General features: G+C 66.0%; 16 protein-coding genes. 10 read left to right on the forward strand and 6 right to left on the reverse strand.

The features are described 5' to 3' along the window. Window positions 1–45: 45 nt before the first annotated feature. The 5 genes from AC6RV7_RS07510 to AC6RV7_RS07530 form a co-directional block, all read right to left on the reverse strand. Entirely contained in the window at window positions 46–1281 is a 1236-nt protein-coding gene (locus AC6RV7_RS07510; protein ID WP_500093299.1) for an MgtC/SapB family protein, read from the reverse strand. A gap of 79 nt (window positions 1282–1360) precedes the next feature. Then, on the reverse strand, window positions 1361–3787 hold the full coding sequence (locus tag AC6RV7_RS07515) for a hybrid sensor histidine kinase/response regulator (RefSeq protein WP_500093300.1): 2427 nt from the start codon (window positions 3785–3787) through the stop codon (window positions 1361–1363). 99 nt (window positions 3788–3886) lie between these two features. Then, complete coding sequence (locus tag AC6RV7_RS07520; RefSeq protein ID WP_500093301.1) at window positions 3887–4357, reverse strand: low affinity iron permease family protein; 471 nt, start codon at window positions 4355–4357, stop codon at window positions 3887–3889. A gap of 83 nt (window positions 4358–4440) precedes the next feature. Beyond that, window positions 4441–6684, reverse strand: a complete 2244-nt coding sequence (gene recD2, locus AC6RV7_RS07525) for an SF1B family DNA helicase RecD2 (RefSeq protein ID WP_500093302.1) — start codon at window positions 6682–6684, stop codon at window positions 4441–4443. A gap of 25 nt (window positions 6685–6709) precedes the next feature. Next, entirely contained in the window at window positions 6710–7354 is a 645-nt protein-coding gene (locus tag AC6RV7_RS07530) for an HAD family hydrolase (protein WP_500093303.1), read from the reverse strand. Window positions 7355–7429: 75 nt separating this feature from the next. Between AC6RV7_RS07530 and AC6RV7_RS07535 the strand changes: the two genes are divergently transcribed. From AC6RV7_RS07535 to AC6RV7_RS07555, 5 genes are all read left to right on the forward strand, one after another. Continuing rightward, window positions 7430–8557 (forward strand): MlaE family ABC transporter permease, encoded by a 1128-nt coding sequence (locus AC6RV7_RS07535; protein ID WP_500093304.1) that lies wholly within the window; start codon window positions 7430–7432, stop codon window positions 8555–8557. Between the two features lie 5 nt (window positions 8558–8562). After that, window positions 8563–9345 carry an ABC transporter ATP-binding protein gene (locus AC6RV7_RS07540; RefSeq protein ID WP_500093305.1) on the forward strand — a complete coding sequence of 261 codons (783 nt, stop codon included), beginning with the start codon at window positions 8563–8565 and terminating at the stop codon, window positions 9343–9345. Between the two features lie 97 nt (window positions 9346–9442). Further along, complete coding sequence (locus AC6RV7_RS07545) at window positions 9443–10438, forward strand: MlaD family protein (RefSeq protein WP_500093306.1); 996 nt, start codon at window positions 9443–9445, stop codon at window positions 10436–10438. Window positions 10439–10471: 33 nt separating this feature from the next. Continuing rightward, window positions 10472–11098, forward strand: a complete 627-nt coding sequence (locus AC6RV7_RS07550) for a PqiC family protein (RefSeq protein WP_500093307.1) — start codon at window positions 10472–10474, stop codon at window positions 11096–11098. A 118-nt stretch (window positions 11099–11216) separates the two neighbouring features. Beyond that, entirely contained in the window at window positions 11217–11513 is a 297-nt protein-coding gene (locus tag AC6RV7_RS07555; protein WP_500093308.1) for a hypothetical protein, read from the forward strand. 57 nt (window positions 11514–11570) lie between these two features. Here the strand turns inward: AC6RV7_RS07555 and AC6RV7_RS07560 are convergent, their stop codons facing one another. After that, window positions 11571–12794, reverse strand: a complete 1224-nt coding sequence (locus AC6RV7_RS07560; protein ID WP_500093309.1) for an LL-diaminopimelate aminotransferase — start codon at window positions 12792–12794, stop codon at window positions 11571–11573. Between the two features lie 79 nt (window positions 12795–12873). On the opposite strand from AC6RV7_RS07560, the gene panC reads away from it, so the two are divergent. The 5 genes from panC to AC6RV7_RS07585 all read left to right on the forward strand — a co-directional run bounded on the left by panC (window position 12874) and on the right by AC6RV7_RS07585 (window position 22821). Then, entirely contained in the window at window positions 12874–13722 is an 849-nt protein-coding gene (gene panC, locus AC6RV7_RS07565) for a pantoate--beta-alanine ligase (RefSeq protein ID WP_500093310.1), read from the forward strand. Window positions 13723–13786: 64 nt separating this feature from the next. Continuing rightward, a complete protein-coding gene (locus tag AC6RV7_RS07570; protein WP_500093311.1) occupies window positions 13787–14713 on the forward strand; it encodes a 2-dehydropantoate 2-reductase in 927 nt (308 codons plus the stop codon). A 222-nt stretch (window positions 14714–14935) separates the two neighbouring features. Then, window positions 14936–17617, forward strand: a complete 2682-nt coding sequence (locus AC6RV7_RS07575; protein WP_500093312.1) for an endo-1,4-beta-xylanase — start codon at window positions 14936–14938, stop codon at window positions 17615–17617. Between the two features lie 141 nt (window positions 17618–17758). Next, entirely contained in the window at window positions 17759–20719 is a 2961-nt protein-coding gene (locus tag AC6RV7_RS07580; protein WP_500093313.1) for a hypothetical protein, read from the forward strand. Between the two features lie 95 nt (window positions 20720–20814). Next, window positions 20815–22821, forward strand: coding sequence for a M13 family metallopeptidase (locus AC6RV7_RS07585; RefSeq protein ID WP_500093314.1), 2007 nt, complete (start codon window positions 20815–20817; stop codon window positions 22819–22821). Window positions 22822–22893 lie beyond the last annotated feature (72 nt).

A 22893-nucleotide genomic window follows, 5' to 3' on the forward strand; every position in this document is an offset into this window, starting at 1 on the left:
CGCTCACTTCGCTCGACGCAGATGACCTGCGATGCCTGGAACGCCTCAGTGCGCGAGCAGCCACGCCACGCCGACGGCGGCCGTCGCGCCGAGGACAATCGCCACGCGAGGCCGCAGGCCGGGTGAGCCGAGCGCGACTGCGAGGCCGGCCTTGAGCAGGGTATTCGCGATGCCGGCGACGATCACCGCCCGGGTGGCGAGGTCGAGCGCGGTCGGCTCGGGGCTGTTGCGAGCCATGGAAAGCGCGATGGCGTCCATGTCGGTCAGACCGGACACGAAGCTGAGCGGCAGGATGCTCTGTGCCAGGCCGAGTTGTGGCGCGGCTTTCACCAAAAACGCGATCACCGCGTAGAGAATCGCGAACTTGATGGCCGTTTTCAGATCGAGCGGATTGCGCAATCGCACCGCGGGGCCGGCCTCGCCGGTGCGGCGCTGCCGCCACCACAGCCACACGCCGAAGATCACGCCGGGCACGGCCATGCACGCGAACGGTGCGACCAGGCTTGAGGCGAGTTCCGTATTGATCACTGCGATCGCGACGAGCACGCGCGGCAGCATCACCGTGCAGGCGATCGCGACCGCGAGCGCATACTCGCCGGCGAGCTCCGGTTCTTCGCGGCTGCGGCGGGTGAACGCGAGCGTGCTGGCCGTGCTGGAGGCGAGGCCGCCGAGCAGGCTCGTGGCCAGAAGGCCGGCGCCCGCGCCGAGCAGGCGCATCGCGAGATAGCCCGCGAAGCCGAGCCCCGAAATCAGCACCACCATCAGCCACGTGGAAAACGGATTGAACGCTTCGAACGGCCCGAGGTCCCGGTTGGGCACGAGCGGAAGAATCACCCCGGTGATCGCCACAAACTGCAGCGTGCCGCGCACATCGTCGCGGGTGAACGTGCGCGTCCACTCGTGCAACGGTTGTTTGCTGCCGAGCAGCACCATCGTCGTCGCCGCGACGAGCACGGCCGCCGGCAATTCCTCCCAATACACCAGGCATCCGGTCAAAACGGTGAGCAGCGTCGACGCGAAGGTGGTGCCGCCGGGGGCATTGAACTTCGCGACAATCTGCTGCGCCCCGACGATGCCGAACAGGACCGCGATCAGCGCGGGCGAGGTGAGTTCGGTGACGAACGCTCCCACGCAGCCGAGCATCGCCCAGAAGGTGTAGGTGCGCACGCCGCCGAAATCGACGGGGCCGGACGCGGTTTTCTGGTCGCTCCATTGGCGGATCAGACCGACGAGCGCGCCCAGGCAGGCGCTGGCGACAATGGCAGTGAGCAGGGGCGGCATGGACGCGAAAGCCTGGAGGCGCGCCGGTCCGCGCGCAAGCGGGACCCGGCCGCGCGCCGCGAATCCTCGCGAACGCGCGTCAGCCGCGCGATAGCGCGGCGCGAATCGCGTCGCCGAGCCGGGCGGCGTCGAAGGGCTTTTGCACGAAACCGGCGAGCCCGCGTCCGGCGAATCGCTCGGCGGATTCCGTGCGATTGTAGCCGCTCATGAGAACGACCGGCACGCGGGGATCGAGCCGGTGGATTTCGCGAAACGCCTCCTCGCCGTCCATCACCGGCATCGAGAGGTCGAGCAGCACCAGCTGAAAACCGCCGGCCTCGCGCCGGAAAACCTCCACCGCCTCGCGGCCATCCGCCGCCGGCGCCACGGTGTAGCCGAGCCGCTCGAGAATCTTGCTCGCCGTCTGGCGCACGGACGGTTCGTCGTCGACGACGAGAATGCGACCCGCACCCGCCGCCCGCGGTGGATTCTCCGCGAGAGTAGGGGCGGAGGGCGACAGACCGGTGGCCGCGGGCAGCAGGAGTCGAAACGTCGTGCCTTCGCCCGGGGCGGAATCGACGCGGACCGCACCGCCGTGGCTGCGCGCAATGCCGAGCACGGCCGAAAGCCCCAAGCCATGGCCGCTGAACTTCGTCGTGAAGAACGGCTCGAAAATATGGTTCAACACGTCGGGCGCGATGCCGGAGCCGTTGTCGCTCACCTGCAGGAAGACGAACGGGCCGGGCTCCAGCGCGGGCGCGAGGTAGGTGCTGGCGAGATACGCGCGATCGGCGTGCAGCAATCCGGTGCGCACCACGATGCGTCCCGGATGGTCGCCGCAGGCGTCGGAGGCGTTCATCACGAGATTCATCGTGATCTGGCTCAACTGCGTCGGATCGCCGGTCACCAGCGGAAGGTGGGGCGCAAGATCGAACTCGAGCTGGCACTTCTTCGAGATGGAAACCTTCAACAGATGCGTAGTGTCCTCAACAATACGCGAAAGATCGACCGGTTCGACGGAGAGCCGGCTGCGACCGGAATAAGCGAGCATCTGGCGGCAAAGGTCGGCCGCGCGCAACGCCGCGAGTTCGATCTGGTGAATGGCGGTCTCGGTCGGGCTGTTGGCGGGCAGATCCAGCCGTGCGAGCGTCGCGTTGCCGAGCATCACCGTGAGAAGGTTGTTGAAATCATGCGCGATGCCGCCGGCGAGCACGCCGAGACTCTCGAGTTTCTGCGCCTGAAGGAGATTGCGTTCCGATTCGAGGCGGGCCCGCTCGGCCTCCTTGTAGGCGCTGATGTCGCGGGCGACGGCAGAGAGCATCGCCGGCCGGCCGGCACGATCGTAATGCGCGACGATCAATTCCGACACCGGCACCTCGCGGCCGTCGCGATCGAGAAACGCCGTTTCGCCCTGCCAGCGTCCGTTCGCGATGGCGGCGGGGATCCCTTCGTTCAGCACCTTGTTGGCGGCCCACGGCGGATGCGCATCCACGAGCGTGCGCGCGTCGGCCGGCCGGTCGGCTTTCTGGCCGAGCAGACTCAATAGCGCCGCGTTCCGGAAAAGCACCTTGCCGCTCAGATCCGCGGTCGCGACGAAGTCCGGGGAGGCTTCAAGAATCGCGAGCAATCGGGAGCGCTCGTTTTCGGCGGCAGCGCGACGGGTCACGGTCGCACCGAGACCCAGTCCGATCGTCGCGATCGCGATTTCGAACAGCAGCAGGTCCGTTACCACCGAGGCCGACGCGGTGGTCCATTGCAGCGCCGCGAGCGTGCCCATCGTGAGGGCGAGGATCGCGATCGTTGCGCCGGAGAGACCGTGTCGCAGACAGATCCACACCAGCGGGACGATGCAGATGTAATAGGCCTCGTGCGGATGAATAAATGTGAGCCCGTGCACGATGCCGAGCGTCGCAAACAGCGAGAGCCCCTGCGCCACCACTTCCCAGCGTTCCCGTGCGGTCCAGTGACGCCGCTTGCGCTGCCCTGGTTCGAACAACCGCGGCGCCACGTGCACGAGGCAGATCGGCACGACCGTCAGCACGCCGGTGAGATCGCCGATCCACCAGTTGAACGCGACCGCCGGAAACTGGCTCGGGGGATAGTGTCCACCGACGATCACCAGCAGCGTGCCCAGCAGCGCCGAAACCGTCGGCGCGGCGAGGTAGGTGCCAATGACCGCGGCGGTCGGGAGCGGGCCTTTGGGTTTCGGCACCGGTCCGAACCAGTGGCGCACCACGCTACCGGCGGACACGTAACTGACGGTGATGAGCAGCGGCAACGCCACCTGCGTCCAGCTGTCGGGACTGCCGCTCATGACGTAGCCCGAATACAGATTGGCGATCAGGACAAAAGGCAGCGACCGCAGCCCGGTGAACGTCGCGAGAGCGAGCGCCAGGCCGACCGGCGGATACCAGATGGACACGCCGTGCATCACTTCGAACAGACGCGCGCTCGTATCGAAACCCAAATGGAGGACGAGATACGCTATATAGACGGCGGCAGCGCGACGACCGGAGAGGGACTGCATGGGCCTGGAAGGCCGCATTGCACGGCGTGGCGCCGCACAGCGCAAGGGGCAAGCGCCACCCGGGCCCAAATGCCAACGGGAGACGTTGATCGACCGCGGTTAGGACGCGGCCACGCGGCTCCCGCCGTTCGCACCGGATCGCGAACCGTTGCGTTTCCGCCCGTCGTCCCCCTCGAGCTTGGTCTTCGCCTGCTCGGCGAGTTTCACGTAGTTGGCATGCAACTGCTCGAGCTGTTCGTCGGTGAGATTGTCGAGATCGAGGAGCGTGTTTTTCGCACCTTTCATCGCGCGGATGAGCTCGTCGAGCTTCACGTGGATCGCCTGCGAATCGCGGTTCTGCGTGTTCTGAATCAGGAACACCATCAGGAAGGTGACGATCGTCGTGCCGGTGTTGATCACCAGCTGCCACGTGTCGCTGAAATGAAAAGCCGGACCGCTCGCCGCCCAGACGAGGATCGTGCCGGCGGCGAGGGCGAAGGTGATGGGACGTCCGGTGGCTTGCGCGATCGCTTTGGCGAAGCAGGTGAACCAAGGGGCTGATTTCGGCCGGTTTTCTTCGGCGGACGACATGGAAGACTTGGACCGCGCCGGATCAGGTCGGTGCGCCCGAGCGGATGTTCGGGAAATCTCCGGGACGAACTCCGGCAACCGTGTCAGGCCAGCGCGGCGATCTTTTCGCGCAGGTGCGTGAGGCGCTGCTTCGATTCCGAATTGCGCACCGCCATCGCATAGGCGGCGGGTTCGCCCACGAGGAAAACCTTTTTCCGGCCACGCGTGATCGCCGTGTAGATGAGATTGCGCTGCAGCATCATGAAATGCGCCTTCAGCAGGGGCACGATGACGATCGGGTATTCGCTGCCCTGCGATTTGTGGATGCTGATCGCGTAAGCGAGCGCGAGGTCGCCGAACTCGCCCCGCTCGAAGGTATGCCGGTTGCCGTCGAACTCCGCGTCGAGCGTCGAGGCCTCGGCATCGATCGTTCGCACGGCGCCGATGTCGCCGTTGAAGAGGTTTTTGTCGTAGTTGTTGCGCAGCTGGATGACTTTGTCGCCGGGACGATACTCGCCACCTGGCCCGCGGAGGCCGCGGGCGTGAGGGTTGAGCGCACCCTGGAGCTGCGCGTTCAGATTCGCGACGCCGGCCACGCCCTTGTGCATCGGCGCGAGCACCTGCACGTCGGCGACCGGGTCCGGCCATTTCAGTTTCTGCGGGACGAACTCCGTGCAAAGCCGGATGACTTTGCGCACGCAATCTTCGGCGTCGGTCGCGGTGATGAACGTGAGGTCGCTCCAGGCCTGCACCTGGTCGATGTCGGTCACCGCGGGCGGCAGCGAGGGATCGCCGGCGTTGATCGCGTGCGCGGTGGTGACGATTCCGCTCTGGCCTTGCTGGCGGTAGATGACCGCGAGTCGCGTCACTGGCAGGGCCGTCGAACCGTGCGGCGAACCGGCGCCGGACGATATCAGGTCTTTCAATACATTCCCGGCGCCGACGCTTGGCAGCTGGTCGGTGTCGCCGACGAGCAACACGTGCGCGCGGGCGGGCACGGCCTGCAAAAGCGCGGAGGCGAGCCGCGTGTCGAGCATCGACGCCTCGTCCACGATGAGGAAATCGGTGCCGAGCGGCGCGTGCTCGTTGGCGACGAAGCCGCCGCCGGCGGGATCGTATTTCAGAAGGCGGTGAATGGTGGAAGCGAAGCCGCCGGTCGTCTCGGCGAGACGCTGCGCGGCGCGGCCGGTGGGCGCGGCGAGATGCACGCGGACCTTTTTCGCACGGAGAATTTCGACCAGCGCGCGCAGGATGGTCGTCTTGCCCGTGCCCGGACCGCCCGTGAGAATCGAGAGCTTGTGCGTGAGCGCGTGTTTTACGGCGGTGCGCTGCAGTTCGTGAAACGCGAAACCGGCCTTCTTCTCCGCCCACTCGACCGCGGCGTCGACCTTGATCGGGGGCAGCCCGCTCGCGACGCGCGCGAGGCGGGTCACGACTTCGGCGATCTTGCGTTCGAAACGGTCGTTGTGCGGAAGTTGAATGAGCCGGTCGGCGGATTGAGCGTGGCGCACCAGCTGTTTCGCCTCGACGAGAGCGTCGATCCGCGCGGCGACGAAGCGCGTTTCGGTCTCAAGCTGGTTCGCGGCGTGATCGATGAGGTCGTTTTCGGGAAACGCGGTGTGGCCCTCCTCCTGCAGCGTTTCGAGGGCGAAGATGATGCCGGCGTCGAGCCGCGGCGGCGCGTCGTTGGCGAAGCCGAGATTGATCGCGATCCGGTCGGCGGTCTTAAAACCGATGCCGTCGATCTCGCGGGCGGCGCGATAGGGCTCGGTCGTGAGGATGTTTTTTGCGGCCGGTCCGAAATGCTTCGCGATCTTCACACACTGCGCGGGCGTGACGCCGTAGGTCTGGAGAAAAATGTAGAGCTCGCGCTCGGTGCGTTTCGAGTCCCAGGCGGCCTTGATCGCCGTCGCGCGCTTGCGGCCGATGCCCTCGACGTCGCGCAGCCGCGCGGATTCCTCGCTGAGGATGCGAAAGGTGTCGGTGCCGAAGGCGTCGACAATCTTGTTGGCGTAAACCTTGCCGATGCCGGGCACGAGGCCGCTGCCGAGGTATTTGCGAATCCCATACACGCTCGACGGCAGCTCGCTCTTGAAGCCGGCGATTTTGAACTGCGCGCCGTGCTGCGCGTGACGGGTCCATTCGCCGCTCAGGTGCAGCGTCTCGCCGCATTCGACGCCGGGGAGCAGGCCGACGATCGTCACCGGCTCCGCACGCTCCTTCGCGCCGGGCGCCGCGTCCGGGCGAAACTCCGCGATCGTGTAATGATTTTCCTCGTTGAGGAAAATGATCCGCTCCACGACGCCAGTGAGCGCGTTCGGGGTCGGGTTGGCGGCGGAAGGGGGCAAGGGAGGAAACGTCCGGGGGAAGGTCCTACACCCCAAGTTCGCGGGCGAGGGCGAACAGATCGTCGAACACCCGCTCGGCGCCCGCGGCCTGGAGCTGCGCGGCATCGTGGGTGCCGGTGATCACGCACCAGCACGGGAAACCGCCGGTGCGGCCCGTCTCGACATCGAAAGGCGAGTCGCCGACGAGCAGGGTGTCCGCGGCGGAGGCCTGCAGCGTGGCGAGGGCGTGCTGCGTGAATTCGCGCTGCGGCTTGAGCCACGGCGTGTCGGTCGCGCCGAAAATGCCGTCCAGGAGCGCGCTGATCCCGAGGTGGTCGCAGATTTTTCGCGACGAAGGACCGTGTTTGTTGGTGAGGACGGCGAGCGTGGCGCCGCGCGCGTGGAGTTTTTCGAGCAGCTCGCGGGCGCCGGGCAGCAGGCTGACGTCGTCGAGCATGGTGGCGTCCCAATACGGCCGGTAGATCGCAAGGGCCTCGGCCGTGCGTTCGCGGCCGACGAGCCGCGTCACGGCCAGCTCGACGCCGCCGCCGACGGCGGCGCGCACCTGCTCCAGCGTGGGCGGAGGCAGTCCGAGCTGCTGCATCGTGTGCGAGTGGGCGCGGTGGATCGCGTTGAAGTGGTCGACGAGCGTGCCGTCGAGGTCGAAAAGGAAGGTCTTGAAGGCAGGCATGAAGCGCGGGCCGGCGGCGGCCGCACCGAGAAATTTGATTTGGCGGCGGGGTATGTCACGAGTGAAGTGAACGCCATGCCTGTCTCTCCGGAAGTGCGCACAGCCCAGGTCTCCGTCGCGACGGACGGGGGCGCGCTGCAGCTCACGGTGGCGGGGATGTGGCGAATCACGGCGCCGCGCCCTTCGTGGAGTGCGATGGTGGGCAAGCGGCGGCCGGCGAGCGTGCGGGTGAGCGCGGGCGAGTTGGAGCGCTGGGACAGCTCGCTGGTGCTGTTCCTGTTCGAAGTCCAGCAATGGTGCCGGGCGACCGGCGTGGCCTTTGCGGTCGGTGAGATGCCGGCGCGCGTGCTGGCCATGCTCGACCAGCTCGGCGTCTCGCATCAGACCAGCGTGCCGCGAGATCGCGCGCAGAACTTCGTCGAGATCGTCGGCACGGCGACCATGAGCCTTTCGCGCAAGGTCCGCGATTTTCTCCAGTTCGTCGGCGAGTGCGTGATCGGCGCGACGCGGGTTTTCAAGACGCCGGAAAAATTCCGCTGGCGCGACTGCCTGAACGAAATGCTGCAATGCGGCGCCATGGCGCTGCCGATCGTGAGCCTCGTCAGTTTCCTGGTCGGCGTGACGCTCGCCTACACCGGGGCGCTGGTCCTGCGCCAATACGGCGGCGATATCTACGTGGCCGATCTCATCGGCATGGCGACGTGTCGCGAGATGGGCGCGGTCATGACCGCGGTGGTGCTCGCCGGCCGGACGGGCGCGGCGTTTGCGGCGACGCTCGGCAACATGAAGGCGAACGAGGAGATCGACGCGTTGGAAACGCTCGGCATTCCCGCGATCGATTTTCTGGTGCTGCCGCGGCTGCTGGCGCTCGGGGTGATGATGCCGCTGCTGACGCTCTATGCGAACGCGCTGGGAATTCTGGGCGGCATGGTGGTGTCGATGGGGGTGCTGAACATCCCGCCCGCGGCGTATTGGGTCGAAATGGGCACGATCGTCGGCCTGGGCGATGTGGCGGTCGGCGTGATCAAGGCGATCGCCTTCGGCCTGATCGTGGGCTTTTCCGGCTGCCTGCGCGGGCTGCAGGCGGAGCGCAGCGCGGCGGGCGTCGGCCGGGCCGCGACCTCGGCGGTGGTGACGTCGATCCTGCTGATTGTGGTAGCCGACGCGGTGTTTGCAGTTTTGTTCAACGTCATTGGGTTGTAAAAACGATGAACGACGCGCCAGCTCCGGATTCCCCCGCGATCGAGGTGGCCCACCTCACCTGTGGCTACGAAGGGAAGGTGGTCCTGCGTAACGTCTCCTTCACGGTGTCCCGGGGCGAAATCTTTTTCATCATCGGCGGATCGGGCTGCGGCAAGAGCACGCTCTTGCGGAACATGATCGGCATTCACACGCCGATGGAAGGGCGGGTGAATTTTTTCGGCGAATCGTTCAGCGACGCGCGGACCCGGCAGCGCCGGGAGCTGCTGAAGACGTTCGGCGTCCTGTATCAGGGCGGCGCGCTCTGGACCTCGCTCACGCTCCGGCAGAACGTGGAGCTGCCGCTGGAGGAATACACCACGCTCGACCGGCGTGAGCGCGAGGAGATCGCGACGTTCAAGCTCGGGCAGGTCGGTTTGAAAGGCGCCGAAGATCTTTATCCGGCGGAGATCAGCGGCGGCATGAAGAAACGCGCGGGACTCGCGCGCGCCCTCGCGCTGGATCCCGCGATCCTGTTTCTCGACGAACCGTCCGCCGGACTCGATCCCATCACCTCGCGGAAACTCGACGAACTCATCGTCCAGCTCCGCGAATCGCTCGGCACGACGATGGTGGTCGTGTCACACGAACTCGCGTCGATCTTCAGCATCGCGGACCGCGTGATCATGCTCGATCGGGATCAGCAGGGGATCGTCGCGGAGGGCGATCCGCGGGAAATGGCGGTGCGCAGTCCCGACCTGCGCGTGCGCGAGTTCCTCCAACGCGCTGACCTGGCGCCGACGACGACATGAGGCGCGCCCGATTTTCTTTTCTGTTCAGCCTGACGCCGTTGGCGTTCACTGCCGGCATCGCGCCCGGATCGTCTCCGATCGCGTTGCGCTTCCGCCCATGAAACCAAAATCCGGACCTCTCATTGTCGGCGCTTTCGTGATCGGAGCGTTCGTGCTCGGGTTGATCGCGCTGCTCGCGTTCGGCGGCGTGAGCTTCTTTTCGAAGCCGCAGCGGTTCGTCGTGTATTTCGACGAATCGGTCCACGGCCTCGATCTGGGCTCGCCGGTGAAGCTGCGCGGCGTGCGGCTCGGACGCGTCGTGGAACTGAATGTGCGTTACGAGGCGAACCGGAATCGCTCGATCGTCGGCGTGGTCTGCGAAATGAACCGCGACACGATCACCGACGCCGAAGGGCGGCAGCTGGATGTCTCGAGCCGCGCGGAACTGCAGAAGCTCGTCGATCGCGGCATGCGCGCGCAGCTCGGCGTGCTCGGTCTCGCCACCGGTTTGTTGTTCGTCGAACTCGATTTCCTCGACCCCGCGGAGCACCCGATGCCGAAGCTGGATTTTCAGCCGCGCTACGTCGTCGTCCCGGCGATGCCCTCCGCGATTTCGGAGTTTCAGGCGAACCTTACCGAAATTCTCAACGATGTGAAACGGATCGATTTCGCGGGGATCTCGAACGAATTCAAGGGCCTCCTGGTCGACTCGCGCCAGCAGCTCGCGGGCCTCGACCTGAAAGGCACCGTCGCCCAGTGGCAACGCACCGGCGCGGAATTCGAAGCCCTGGCGAAGACGCCCGAAATCAAGCAGACCTTCGAGAATCTCAACGCCGCGATCGCCGATCTCCGCGGGGTGCTGCAGACGATCGACGGCCAGGTCGCGCCGGCCGGAAAAGAGCTGGCGGCGACGCTCGTGCAGGCGCAGACCGCGCTCGAGACCTTCAACACCACCGCCAGCGCGGCGCATCGCTTCATCGCTTCGCAAAGCGGACTCGGCGACGAAGCCGCTCGCACGATGGAGCAACTGCGCGCGACGGCCGAGGCCGTGCAGCGGCTCGCCGATTTCCTCGAGCGGAATCCCCAGGCCTTGATCACCGGCAAGAAACGCTGACGCCCCAGCCGATTTCGCACGCACGCTCCAACGATGAACGTTTCCGCCAAATCCTCCTCCCTTCGCTCCTCGGCGCTCGCACGTTTTGGCGCGGGCCTTGCGTTGTTGTTGCTCGCCGCCTGCTCCCTGCCGGAGGCGATGCCAGACCCGACGCGCTTCTACGTGCTCACCTCGAACGCGGTCGCCGCCAGCCCGGGCGCCGCTTCGCAGCCTGTGCGCGTTTACCTGCGCTCCGTGCTCGTCCCGGATTATCTTCGCGGCAAGCTGATGCAGGTGCGGCTGGCCGAAAACGAAGTGCGTTACGTCGATCAGGCGCGCTGGGCGGAAACGCTCGAACCGGGACTTGGGCGCGTCGTGCGCGAGAACCTCGTGAAGTCCGGCGCCGTGGACGTGGTGCCGCGCACGGGCGACGCGCATGCGTTCGAGATCGTGCTGCAGGTGCGGCGTTGCGAAGGCGTGCTGCCCGCGGGCGTGGCGCGACTGGCCGTCCGCATCGAAATTTATTCGACCGATCTCGATCCGCAGTTGCTGGCGACGGACGAGTTTTCCACGGACGTCGCCGGTTGGGACGGACAGGATTACGGGCAGCTCGCCGCCAAGCTGAGCGAAGCCGCGACCCAGCTCGCCGAGCATGTTGTCGGGTTGTTGCCAAAGACATGAACGACGTCGCGCGCGCATGCGGTTTTGCCCGACCGCACGACCCGGGAGTCGCCCCGCGCACTCCGGCGAGCGGGCCGTGTCGGTTGCCGTGGCATGATTTCCGCTAAACTTTCCAGCCATGGACTCGCCTGAAACGGGGACGTTCGCCGTGCTCAATTTCTCCCTCGCGCGCGAGGATGACGGCAGGCCGACGCAGCGCACCGCGACCTGCGGAACGTATCTCCGGGTTGAACAGGCTTTCGAAGTCGCCCGCGAAGAAGCCGAGCGCGAGTTGATGCGCCGCCGCGCCGCGGCTCCGCAGCCGGCCACGATCATCGAGCTGCTCGACACGGAGTGGGGCTATGACGTGCGGCAAAACTTCCTCGTCGTCTCACGCTACTGGGTGCACGACCGCGCACCGACCGAGCTGAAATAAAAAGCCCGCCGCGGAAACGGCGGGCGGAAAACGCGACGCGGCGTTTGGCGTCTATGTCTACTTGAGCGCCGCCGCGATGCGGGTGAGCGCGGTGGTGACGTTCTCGCGCGAGTTGAAGGCGCTGATGCGCACGTGGCCTTCGCCGCACTTGCCGAAGCCCGCGCCGGGCGTGCAGACGACCTGGGCCTGGTCCAACAGCAGATCGAAGAACTCCCACGAATCGCGGCCGACGTTGACCCAGATGTAGGGCGCGTTGTCGCCGCCGATGCACGAGAAGCCGAGTTTCCCGATCGCGTCGCGGATCAGCGCGGCGTTGCCGAGGTAGAAATCCGTCAGCGCCTTCGTCTGCGTCTTGCCGGCGTCGGTGTAGATCGCCGCGGCGGCCTTCTGGATCGGGTAGGAGACGCCGTTGAATTTCGTCGTGTGGCGGCGGTTCCAGAGCGCGTGCACCAAGTGTTCGTTGCCCGCGGCGTCCCAGGCCTTGAGTGACTTCGGGACGATCGTGAACGCGCAGCGCGTGCCGGTGAAACCCGCAACCTTCGAATAGCTGCGAAACTCGATCGCGACGTCGCGCGCGCCCTCGATCTCGTAGATGCTGTGCGGGATCTGCGGATCGCGGATGTAGGCCTCGTAAGCGGCGTCGAACAGGATGATCGCCTTGTGCTTCTTCGCGTAGTCGACCCAGGCGGCGAGCTGCGCCTTGGTGGCCACGGCGCCCGTCGGATTGTTGGGAAAACAAAGATAAATCAGATCCGTCGGGACGGACGGGATCGCGGGCACGTAGCCGTTGGCCGGAGTGGAATCGAGATAGACGATGCCCTCGTAACGACCGTCGACATTGCGGCCGGTGCGGCCGGCCATGACGTTCGTGTCCACATAAACCGGATACACCGGATCCGGGATGGCGAGGCGGAGATCGTGCGAGAAGATTTCCTGGATGTTGCCGCAGTCGCACTTCGAGCCGTCGGAGACGAACACCTCGTCGGCCTCGATCGGGCAGCCGCGCGGCGCGAATTCGTTTGCGACCACCGCCTCGCGGAGAAACGCATAACCCTGCTCCGGGCCGTAGCCCTTGAACGTCGCGCGCTGCGCCATCTCGTCGGTCGCGGCATGCAGCGCCTCGATGCAAACGGGCGGCAGCGGCTCCGTGACGTCGCCGATGCCGAGACGGATGACGGGCTTTGACGGATTGGCCGCGACGAACGCGTTCACGCGCTTCGCAATGTCGCTAAAAAGGTACGAAGCCTTGAGTTTCGTGTAGTTCTCGTTGATTCGGATCATGGCGGAGGCGCAAAACCTTGAACAAACCTCCGGCGCCTCGTTAGTTCAAGCCCGCGTTGCTCCCCACCCCGGTGCCCTCATGCAAATCATCGCCACTGTAGCGGAAATGCGGTCGCTGGCCGCGCAGTTCAAAAAAGAAGGCAAGACCCTTGCGCTGGTGGCCACCCAAGGTGCGCTGCACACCGGCCAGGAGGCGCTGATCCGCGCGGCCAAGGAAAACCCGAAGGTGGACGTGGTGGTCGTTTCGATCTTCGTCAACCCGCTGCAGTTCGGTCCCAACGAAATCACCGCCAATTATCCTCGCAGCTTCGAGGCCGATCTCGGGCTGTGCGAGCGCTGTGGCGCCGACATCGTGTTCGCGCCGAAGGCCGAGGAAATTTATCCGAAAGGTTCGTCTACGCTGGTCATCGAGGAGGTGACGAGCCGGTTGATGTGCGCTCCGTCGCGACCCACGCATTTTCGCGGGGTGACGACGCTGATGGCGAAGTTGTTCAACATCGTGCGGCCGGAGTTCGCGTTTTTCGGCCAGAAAGCGCTGCAGCGCGCGGTCGTGGTGCGCCGGATGATCGAGGACCTGCATTTCGGCGTGGAGATCGTCGTGGTGCCGACGGTGCGCGAACCGGATGGCCTGGCGGCGGGCGTGCGGAATCGCGATTTCACCAGCAGCCAGCGGCAGGAGGCGCTGGGGATTTACGCGGCGCTCACCCGGGCGCGCGAGATGGCGGAGTCGGGCGTGCGCAGCCCCGACCGGTTGATCGCCGAGGCCACGCATGTGATGAGTCAGCGGCGCCGGCTGCGGATCATTTACGTGTGTATCGTCGATCCGGAGACGATGGAATCGATGCGCGAGGTCGTGCCGGGCCGTAGCGTGATGGCCGTCGCGGCGTGGATCGACGAGATCCGGTTGATCGACAACATCGTCCTTTAGCCGCGCCCGGCCGGCGGCGAAAACGAAACTGGCGCCGGCGGTTGCGGCGGGTTTGTCTGCGCGGATGAGCCTGGCTTTTCCGAAAATCGCAATCGTGGGCGCCGGAGCGATCGGCACGTATTACGGCGTGCGACTCGGGCGTGCCGGAGCGGAGGTGCGCTTTCTGCTTCGCGGCGATCTCGCGGCCGTGCAGGCGCGGGGCGCGATGGCGATCCACGAACGTGACGCCACGCTGGAGTTGAAGCCGGTCCAGGTGTTCGCGCGCACCACCGAGATCGGTCCGGTGGATTTGGTGCTCGTGACGCTGAAGGCCACCGCGAACCGCGAACTCGCGCACCTGCTGCCGCCGTTGCTCGGGCCGCAGACGGCGGTGCTCACGTTGCAAAACGGACTCGGCGCGGACGAGGAGATCGCGGCGCTCGTCGGCTCCGAACGCGTGCTCGGCGGTCTGGCGTTCATCGCGTCGACACGCACCGCGCCGGGCGAGGTGACGTGTTACCATCCCGGTTCGGTGACGATCGGCGAATTCGGCCGGCCCGCGACGGAACGCACGCGCGCGCTCGCGCAACAATTCACCGACGCCGGCGTGAAGATGCGGGTCGTCGACAATCTTTTATCCGCGCGCTGGCACAAGCTGGTGTGGAACATCCCGTTCAACGGGCTCGCGATCGCGGCGGGCGGCGTGACGACCGACCGCATTTGCGCGGATTCCGGGCTGACGGCGCGGGTGCGGGCGCTGATGCAGGAAGTGCAGCGCGCCGCCGCGGCGTTCGGCATCGCGATCGCAGACGACTTTCTGCGGCAGCAGTTCGACGTCACTCCGCCGATGGGAGCGTATCGGCCGTCGAGCCTGGTCGACTTTCTCGCCGGACGCGAGGTGGAGCTCGACGCGATCTGGGGTGAGCCGCTGCGGCGCGCGCAGGCCGCGGGGGTGGAGATGCCGGAGCTGGCGCAGCTATACGCGGACCTGGTGAAACGCTTGCGAGCCTGACGCGCGCAAACCGCGCAGCAGGTGAAAGCGCGAAGAATCTACAATTAGAGTCACGTCACGCCTGCGGCGGCGTTCGGGGCGGTTTTATTGCCGAAACTCCAGAGGACTTCGCGCGCTCGCGCGAAACCGACCCCACCCCGATTCAACCCGAAAACACCGTGACCGGTGTGCTGCAGGCGAGGCCTCCGATCGCCGTGGCGTGTCGCGCCGGTGTCCATGCCCATGACTCTGACGAAGCTGATCGCATCCTGGTTCTGCGTCGCTGCCGCGGCGACGACGCTTTCGGCACAAACGACTGCGGTGGTGGTGCAGACCGAGACGGGCACGCGCGGCGCCGAGGTGGCGACGGCGACGGAAGGGGCGACGCAGTTTGTGCGGGCCACGACCACGAGCGCGGGAAACAATCCGGGCAGCGCCGCGCGCGTGGTCACGCTGACGGTCACGTTTCCGGCGGCGGGTAACTACGACCTTTACGCGCGGCTGCGGGTGGGGGCGGGCGGTTTCGACGACGACAGTTTTTTTTACGGCAACGGATTCGGTGCAAAGTCCGCGACGACGGACGCCGACTGGATCACGGTCAACGGGCTCGCCGCCGCCGGCTACGCGACGGCCGACGAGGTTGTCGGCGGCGTTGGCACCGCGGGCAACGGCGAATGGAAATGGCTGAAGCTCTCGTCGTTCGCCGGCGGAATTTCGTTCACGGTGCCGGCCGGCGCGCTGACGCAGACTTTTCAGATCGGCGTGCGCGAAGACGGACTCGATCTCGATCAACTCGCGTTCGGCCCGAGCGGCCTGCACTTCACCGTCGCGAATCTCGACCACGGCCAGCCGGGCAGCGCGGCGCCGGGCGACGCGCCTTACACGCCGAGCGGGCCGCCGCTGGCCACCGGGCACACGAAATTCCTCGGGAGCATCTACAGCGCGTCGCAGATCCCGAACTTCACCGCGTATTTCAACCAGGTGACGCCGGAGAACGCCGGCAAATGGGGCAGCATCGAAAACGTGCGCGACACGATGAACTGGACCGAGGTCGACGCCGCCTACGCCCTCGCGAAGGACCACGGATTCCCGTTTCGCTTCCACGTGCTCGTTTGGGGCAGTCAGCAGCCGGCGTGGATCGAGACGCTCTCCACCGCCGACCAGCTTGAGGAGATCACGGAATGGTTCGATGCGGTCGCCGCGCGGTATTCGGATATCGACTACATCGAGGTGGTGAACGAGCCCCTGCATGCGCCGCCGAATCAGCCCGGCAATGGCCGTGGCAACTACATCAACGCCCTTGGCGGCACGGGCGCGAGCGGTTGGGACTGGGTGTTGACGGCGTTCCGCATGGCCCGCGCGCGCTTTCCGGCGACGACCAAACTTGTGCTGAACGATTACGGCATCACGAGCGGCGCCGCGAGCACGCAGAGTTATTTGAAACTCATCAATCTGTTGCAGGCGGAGAACCTGATCGACGTGATCGCGGTGCAGCAGCACGCGTTCGAGACGCGCGTCTCCAACGCCGCGCTCAAAGCCAATCTCGACCTGCTCGCGGCGACCGGCCTGCCGATCATGATCACGGAAATGGACATCGATGACGGCGCGAGCCCGGCGCAGCACGACGACCAGATCCAGCTCGCGGAGTATCAACGTTTGTTCCCGCTGTTCTGGGAGCATCCCTCGATCATCGGCATCACGCTGTGGGGCTATCGTCCGGGGCTGTGGCGCAACGAGAACGGTGCGTATATCGCGCGCGAAAACGGCTCGGAACGCCCCGCGCTGCAGTGGTTGAAAACATATCTGCGGACTGGCCATCCGACCTTCACCGCGCACCCGCAAAACCAGAGTGTCGACGAGGGTGGGAACATCACGCTGACCGCCGCCGCGAACGCGACCGCGACGCCGACGTTTCAGTGGCGGCGCAACGGCCGCGACGTGGCGGGGGCGACGAATTCCGCGCTCGTGTTGAACAAGGTGCAGCCGGCCGATGCGGGCGTCTATACCGCGGTCGCGACGAACAAGACGGCTTACGCCATCAGCCAGCCGGCGATTGTCGGCGTCACGACCTTGGATCGCGTGATCGGCGCCGGCGAAGTAGTCTTGGACGACGTCGAGCATCCGAACGGCAATCACTACGACCAGGTGCTGGTCACCGGCGCCGCCGAGACGATCACCGCGACGCCGGGCCGCGTGATGCGCACCTCGTTCATCGATCTCGATGACGACATCGTGCAGGTCGAGTTCAGCGGCCCGGGCACGCTCTCGCTTGTGTTCGACGACCTCGGGAACGCGGAGCGAGCCGCGCCGGTGAACTACAACCAGTCGAACGTGAAATATGTGAAAGGCCACGCCGGGATCGTGATCGTCGGCGCCAACGAATTCACAAACGTGTCGGTCTTCACCGTCGGTCGCGCGACTGCGGTCGACCCGACGGGCGCGTATGATATTTTGGAAGGCCCCGGTCCGGACAACGAACCGGCGAAAAACGGCAGCCCGTTGTTTGTCGGTCATGAAGCGACGAACTACGACGGCATCGCGGACCTCGCGTTCATCGCGATCGCGAGTGAGAACGGAAAATTCGGCGGCGTGCGCGCGGCCAACGCACACTTCTTCGCGGAGAGGGGACTCACGGGCGTTTACGCGCCGGGCGTGGCGTTGCAGGGTCCGCTGAATGTGGGCGACATCACCGCGTTTCGCGACGCGACGCCGGTGTTGCGGGTCGGTTCGGTCGGCAGCGCGCTCATCGCCGGCGGCAACCTGGCGCAAGCCAATGCGCAGCCTGTGCAAGTGAGCGGACTCACCAAATTGAATTTCACCGCGGGCAGTGACTCCGCGGGCCGCCGGATCGAAGCGCAAAACAACCAGGCGGTGCTCCAGCAGGACGGTGTGGATGTGACATCACAGGTCGTGGTGAACCCGTAAGCGCGTCGGTTGGAGCGTCGCCGGCGATTTCCCGGGCGCGAACTCCGGCGAAACACTCCGCGTCGCGGCGGGGTTTTGCTGAACGCCGTCCGGATGCCGGACAATGCCTTGCACGAGCGGCCGGCGCTGATGCGTTGCCTCATGCGCTTGGAAATCTTGAGGCAGCGGGTCGGTTCGGCGATTCGTTTCGCCATGGCGTTGGCCATGTCGGGCAGCGCTGTGGCTTGGTCGCAGACGGTTTACGACGTGAGCACGTTTGCGGGGGTGATGCCGGGCAGCGTCGACGGACCGGGTGGGGCGGCGCGTTTCAACGGCTTGGGCGGGCTCGATGTGGACGCCGTCGGCAATATCTACGCCGCGGATACGGGCAATCACACCCTCCGCCGGATTTCGCCGAACGGTTACGTGACGACCGTGTTGGGAACGGCGCGACAAATGGCCGGGACCGCGACCGCTCCATCACAATTACTCCTCGCCAATCCGTCGTCGGTTCAGGTCGGGGCCGCCGGCACGCTCTACGTCGCGCAGGCGAATCAGGTGCTGCGGTTCACCGCCGCGCACGAAGTGGCCTCGGTGCTCACTCTCGGTTTGTATCTGCCGGATTTCGCGCTGGCCGCGGACGGGTCGATCTACGCGACCGATTTTTATGCCAACCAAGTGTGGCGGTCGCCCGCCGGCGACGGTTCGTCCATGCGGGTGGCCGGTTCGCCGGCGGGCGAAAGCGGCAGCGTGGACGGCGTGGGCGACGCGGCGCGCTTCAAAACTCCGTGGGACGTCGCGATCGGGAAGAACGGAACGCTCTACGTCGCAGATCTGGGCAATCTCACCGTCCGTTCGATCGACGCCAACGGCCGCGTGACAACCCTGGCCGGTTCGCCGGGGGCAAGCGGCGTGGTGGATGGCGCGGGCGCGGCGGCCCGGTTTCTCGGACCGTCGCTGATCGACACCGATGCGGCCGGGAATGTTTATGTCGCCGATGGCTATGCCGTGCGAAAGATCACGCCGGCCGGAAGCGTCACCACACTCGCCGGCCGCGTGGACGAACCCGGCTTGGCGGACGGCAACCCAGCCGTCGCCCGTTTCTTCGACCTCGCCGGACTCGCCGTCGATGCTGAAGCCAACGTCTTCGTTTCCGACAATGACGCCCTGCGGCGCATCGCTCCCAACGGAACGGTCACGACGATCGCCGGTGCGGCTTCACGGGGGCATGCGAACGGTGCGCCGGCGGAAGTCCGTTTCGAGCATCCCACGGATCTCGTGCGGACGGCCGCGGGCATCACCTATGTGATCGAGGAGTTCGGCACTGCCATCCGCAAGATCGATGCCGCGGGGACGATCACGACGTTCGCCGGTTCGTGGACGGAAACGGGATCCGCGGACGGCGCCGGAACCGCCGCGCGTTTTGGCGCGCTGGGTGGTATCGCGGCGGACCAGGACGGAAACGTTTACGTCAGCGATCGAGAAAACTCCACGATTCGCAAGATCACTGCCGCGGGCGTTGTATCCACGTTGGCGGGACAGCCCGGAATTCCGGGAAACGCGAATGGCACCGGCGCGGCGGCGAGCTTTTCGGGGCCCGCCGGTCTCGACGTAGACCATGCGGGCAACGTTTATGTCGCCGACCAGACGAATCGTCTCATCCGGAAAATCACCCCGGCCGGGACGGTAACGACCATGGCGGGTCCGACGGATCTTCAAGGTCCGCAGGATCTCGCGGTCGATGCGAACGGGGTGGTGTGGGTCGCCGATGGCGCGGCCGTTCGGAAAGTGGCCGCCGGCGGAGCTGTGACGACCGTGGCAGACTTCGGCCCCAACGGCGGACCGGGCGACCTCACGATCGCCGCGAATGGCGACATTTATGTGACCGATTTGGCGTATCACGTGATTCGGCGGATCGATCCGGCGGGGAATGCTGGCATTGTCGCGGGTGCTTATGACCAGCCGGGCGCGGTGGACGGACGCGGTGCGAGCGCGCGTTTTTCCAATCCACGCGGCCTTCACGTGGACGCTTCCGGCGCGCTCCTTATTGCCGACACCGGCAACGCCGCCATCCGTCGTCTCACGGTGGGAACTCCGCCGGTCTTCGACACGCAGCCGCAGAGCCTCGCGCTGTCGGTCGACGGCGCGCAAACCCTCACCGCGCGGGCGGGCGCGAGCGGCGTGAGCTACGCCTGGCGGCATGACGGCGCGACGATCGCGGGGGCGACGGGCGCGTCCTTGAACCTGGCGAACGTCCAACCGCGCGATGCCGGCGTTTACACGGTGGTGGCGGACAACAGCTCCGCCCGCCAGGACAGCGCTCCGGCCGTTGTCGGCGTGCTGACGAGCGCGAAGGTCGCTGGCGACGGGCGTCAACTCACGCCCGACGTCTTGCATCCCAACGGCAATATTTACGACCAGCTGCTGCTGGAAGGTGCAGCGGCTTCGCTCACGGCCGACGCGGGCCAGATCACCCGTATTTCGTATATCGATACAGACGACGACATCGTGCAGGTGGAGTTCAGCGGGCCGGGCACGCTTTCGCTCGTGCTCGACGGCTCGTCCGCCCCGGCGGCGCCGCGATATTACAATCAGAACGTCGACTATGTGAAAGGCCGCGCCGGAATCGTGATCGCCGGGGCCGACGAGCGCACCAACGTGAGCGTCTTCAGCGTGGGCCGCTACACGGCGGTGAATCAATCGCTCTTCAAACCTGAGGTGAATTACGACGGTGTCGCGGACATAGCGTATATCGCGATCCTCAGTCGGAACGGGAAATTCGGCGGAGTCCGCGCAGGTAATGTGCGGTTCTCCGCGGCGCGGGGCGTGACGGGCGTTTATGCGCCGGGCGTGCAGTTCTCCGGGCCGGTTTTCGTCGGCGGGATCACCGCGTTTTCCGTGGCGATGCCGGTGCTGGTCACGGGAGCGGCAACCGACGCGCGCATCACCGGCGGCAACCTGTTTCAGGACAACGGCCGGCCAGTGGCGGTGCACGGGCTGTCGCAACTGCGTTTCGTGGACGGCACCGATTCGCACGGAAACCTTCGTCCCGCGCAGCGGAATCTCGGCGTGCTTCAGGACGGCGAGGTCGATGTCACCTCGCAGATCGTGGTGAATCCTTAAGCCGGGGGAGCGGGGTGAGTCTTGCTGAATTTTCGCAGCGGAGCGTTCGCAAGCCCGCGCTTGCGGACGATCGTTGTGTCATAAAAGGTGGCGGCATGCGTTTTCTACTTTGCGCGGTTGCGACCGCGATGGGGTTCGCCGGTCCGACGGCGTTGGCCAGCATCGATCTGGCGAATCTTGACCGCACGATTTCGCCGGCGGTCGATTTCGATCAGTTCGCCAATGGCGGATGGAAAGCGGCGAATCCGATCCCGGCGGCCTACAGCCGCTGGGGCGCGTTCGACGAACTGGCCGAGCGCAATCGACAGGCGGTGCGCACCATTCTCGAGCGTGCGGCCGCGGCGAAGAATCCGGATGCGATCGAGCGCAAAGTCGGCGACTTTTATGCGAGCGCGATGGACGAGGCGGCGATCGAGGTCGCCGGGTTGAAGCCGCTCGCACCGGAGCTGGCGTGCCTCGACGCGATCGAGAGCGTGGCCGACGTGCAGGCGGCGATCGCGCGGCTGCACCGGCTGCGGATCTGGGCCGGGTTTCAATTCACGTCCGAGCAGGACCCGAAAAACACGGCGATGATGATCGCGGTGAGCCGGCAGGACGGACTGGGCTTGCCGGACCGCGATTATTATCTTCGCGAGGACGGGAAATCGGCGGCGTTGCGCGAGCAGTATGTGGCGCATATCGCAAAAATGTTCGAGCTCGCCGGCGACACGCCGGCGTCGGCGGAAAGCGCCGCGGGGGCGGTGATGAAACTCGAGACGGCGCTTGCCCAGGTTTCAAAGACGAATGTCGCCCTGCGCGATCCCGTCGCCAACTACCACAAGACGACGAGCGCCGAGCTCGCGAAGCTCGCGCCGCAGTTCGACTGGCCGGCGTATTTCAAGGCGATCGCGATCGAGCCGCCGGCGGAACTCGATGTGGCGCAACCGGAGTTCGTGACCGGCTTCGGCGAAGCGCTCGCGAGTTTCGCGGTGGCGGATTGGCGCGCCTACCTGCGGTGGCATTTCCTCCGGGAGATCGCGCCTTACGGCCCTCGGGCCTTCGTCGATGAATCGTTTCGTTTCTATGATCACACGCTCACGGGCGCGGAGGTGTTGCGCGAACGATGGAAGCGGGCGTTCGACGCAGTGGACGATTCGATCGGCGAGGCGCTCGGCCAGCTTTACGTGAAGGAGTATTTTCCACCCGAGTCGAAGGTGCGCATGTTGAAACTGGTGGAGAACCTGCGCGCCGCCCTGCGCGACCGGCTGCAGACGTTGGAGTGGATGGACGAGCCGACGCGAGCCAAGGCGCTCGCGAAACTGAACGCGTTTGCCGTCAAGATCGGTTATCCGGACAAATGGATCGACTACCGCCCGCTTGCGGTCGATCGCGGGCCCTACGTTTTGAACGTGCTCCGCGCGCGCGAATTCAACACCGGCCGCGAACTGGCTAAAATCGGTCAGCCCGTCGACCGCACGTTCTGGCAGATGACGCCGCCGACGGTGAACGCCTACTACGATCCGACCATGAACGAGATCGTGTTTCCCGCCGGCATCCTGCAACCGCCGTTCTTCGACGCCAACGCCGACGACGCACTTAACTACGGCGGCATCGGCGCCGTGATCGGACACGAGATGACGCACGGTTTCGACGACGAGGGCCGGCAATACGCGGCCGACGGCAGCCTGACCGACTGGTGGTCGCCGGAGAGCGCGGCGCGCTTCCAGGAGCGCGCGGAAGGTATTGTGAAACAGTTTGGCGGATACGTGGCGATCGACGACCTGCACCTGAACGGCGCGCTCACGTCCGGCGAAAACATCGCGGACCTGGGTGGATTGAAGATTGCGTATGCGGCCTTGCAGAAGGCGCTCGCGGGCCAGCCGCGGCGCGAGATCGACGGCTTCACGCCGGAGCAGCGGTTCTTCCTGAGCTGGGCGACCGTGTGGCGGCAGAACATCCGCCCGGCGATGCTGCGCCTGCGGGTGAATACGGATCCGCATTCGCCGGCGCATTTCCGGATCGTCGGACCGCTCTCGAATCTCGAGGAGTTCGCGCACGCGTTCGACGTTCCTCCCGGCGCGCCGATGCGCCGCCCCGCCGCCGAGCGCGTCGTGATCTGGTAGGTGGCGCCTGGCGCAATACGCCGGTCGGGACAAAAGGTTTCCGATTTTTTTAGCGCCCCCCGCAGATATTCC

Source organism: Opitutus sp. sgz309028, assembly GCF_059821195.1.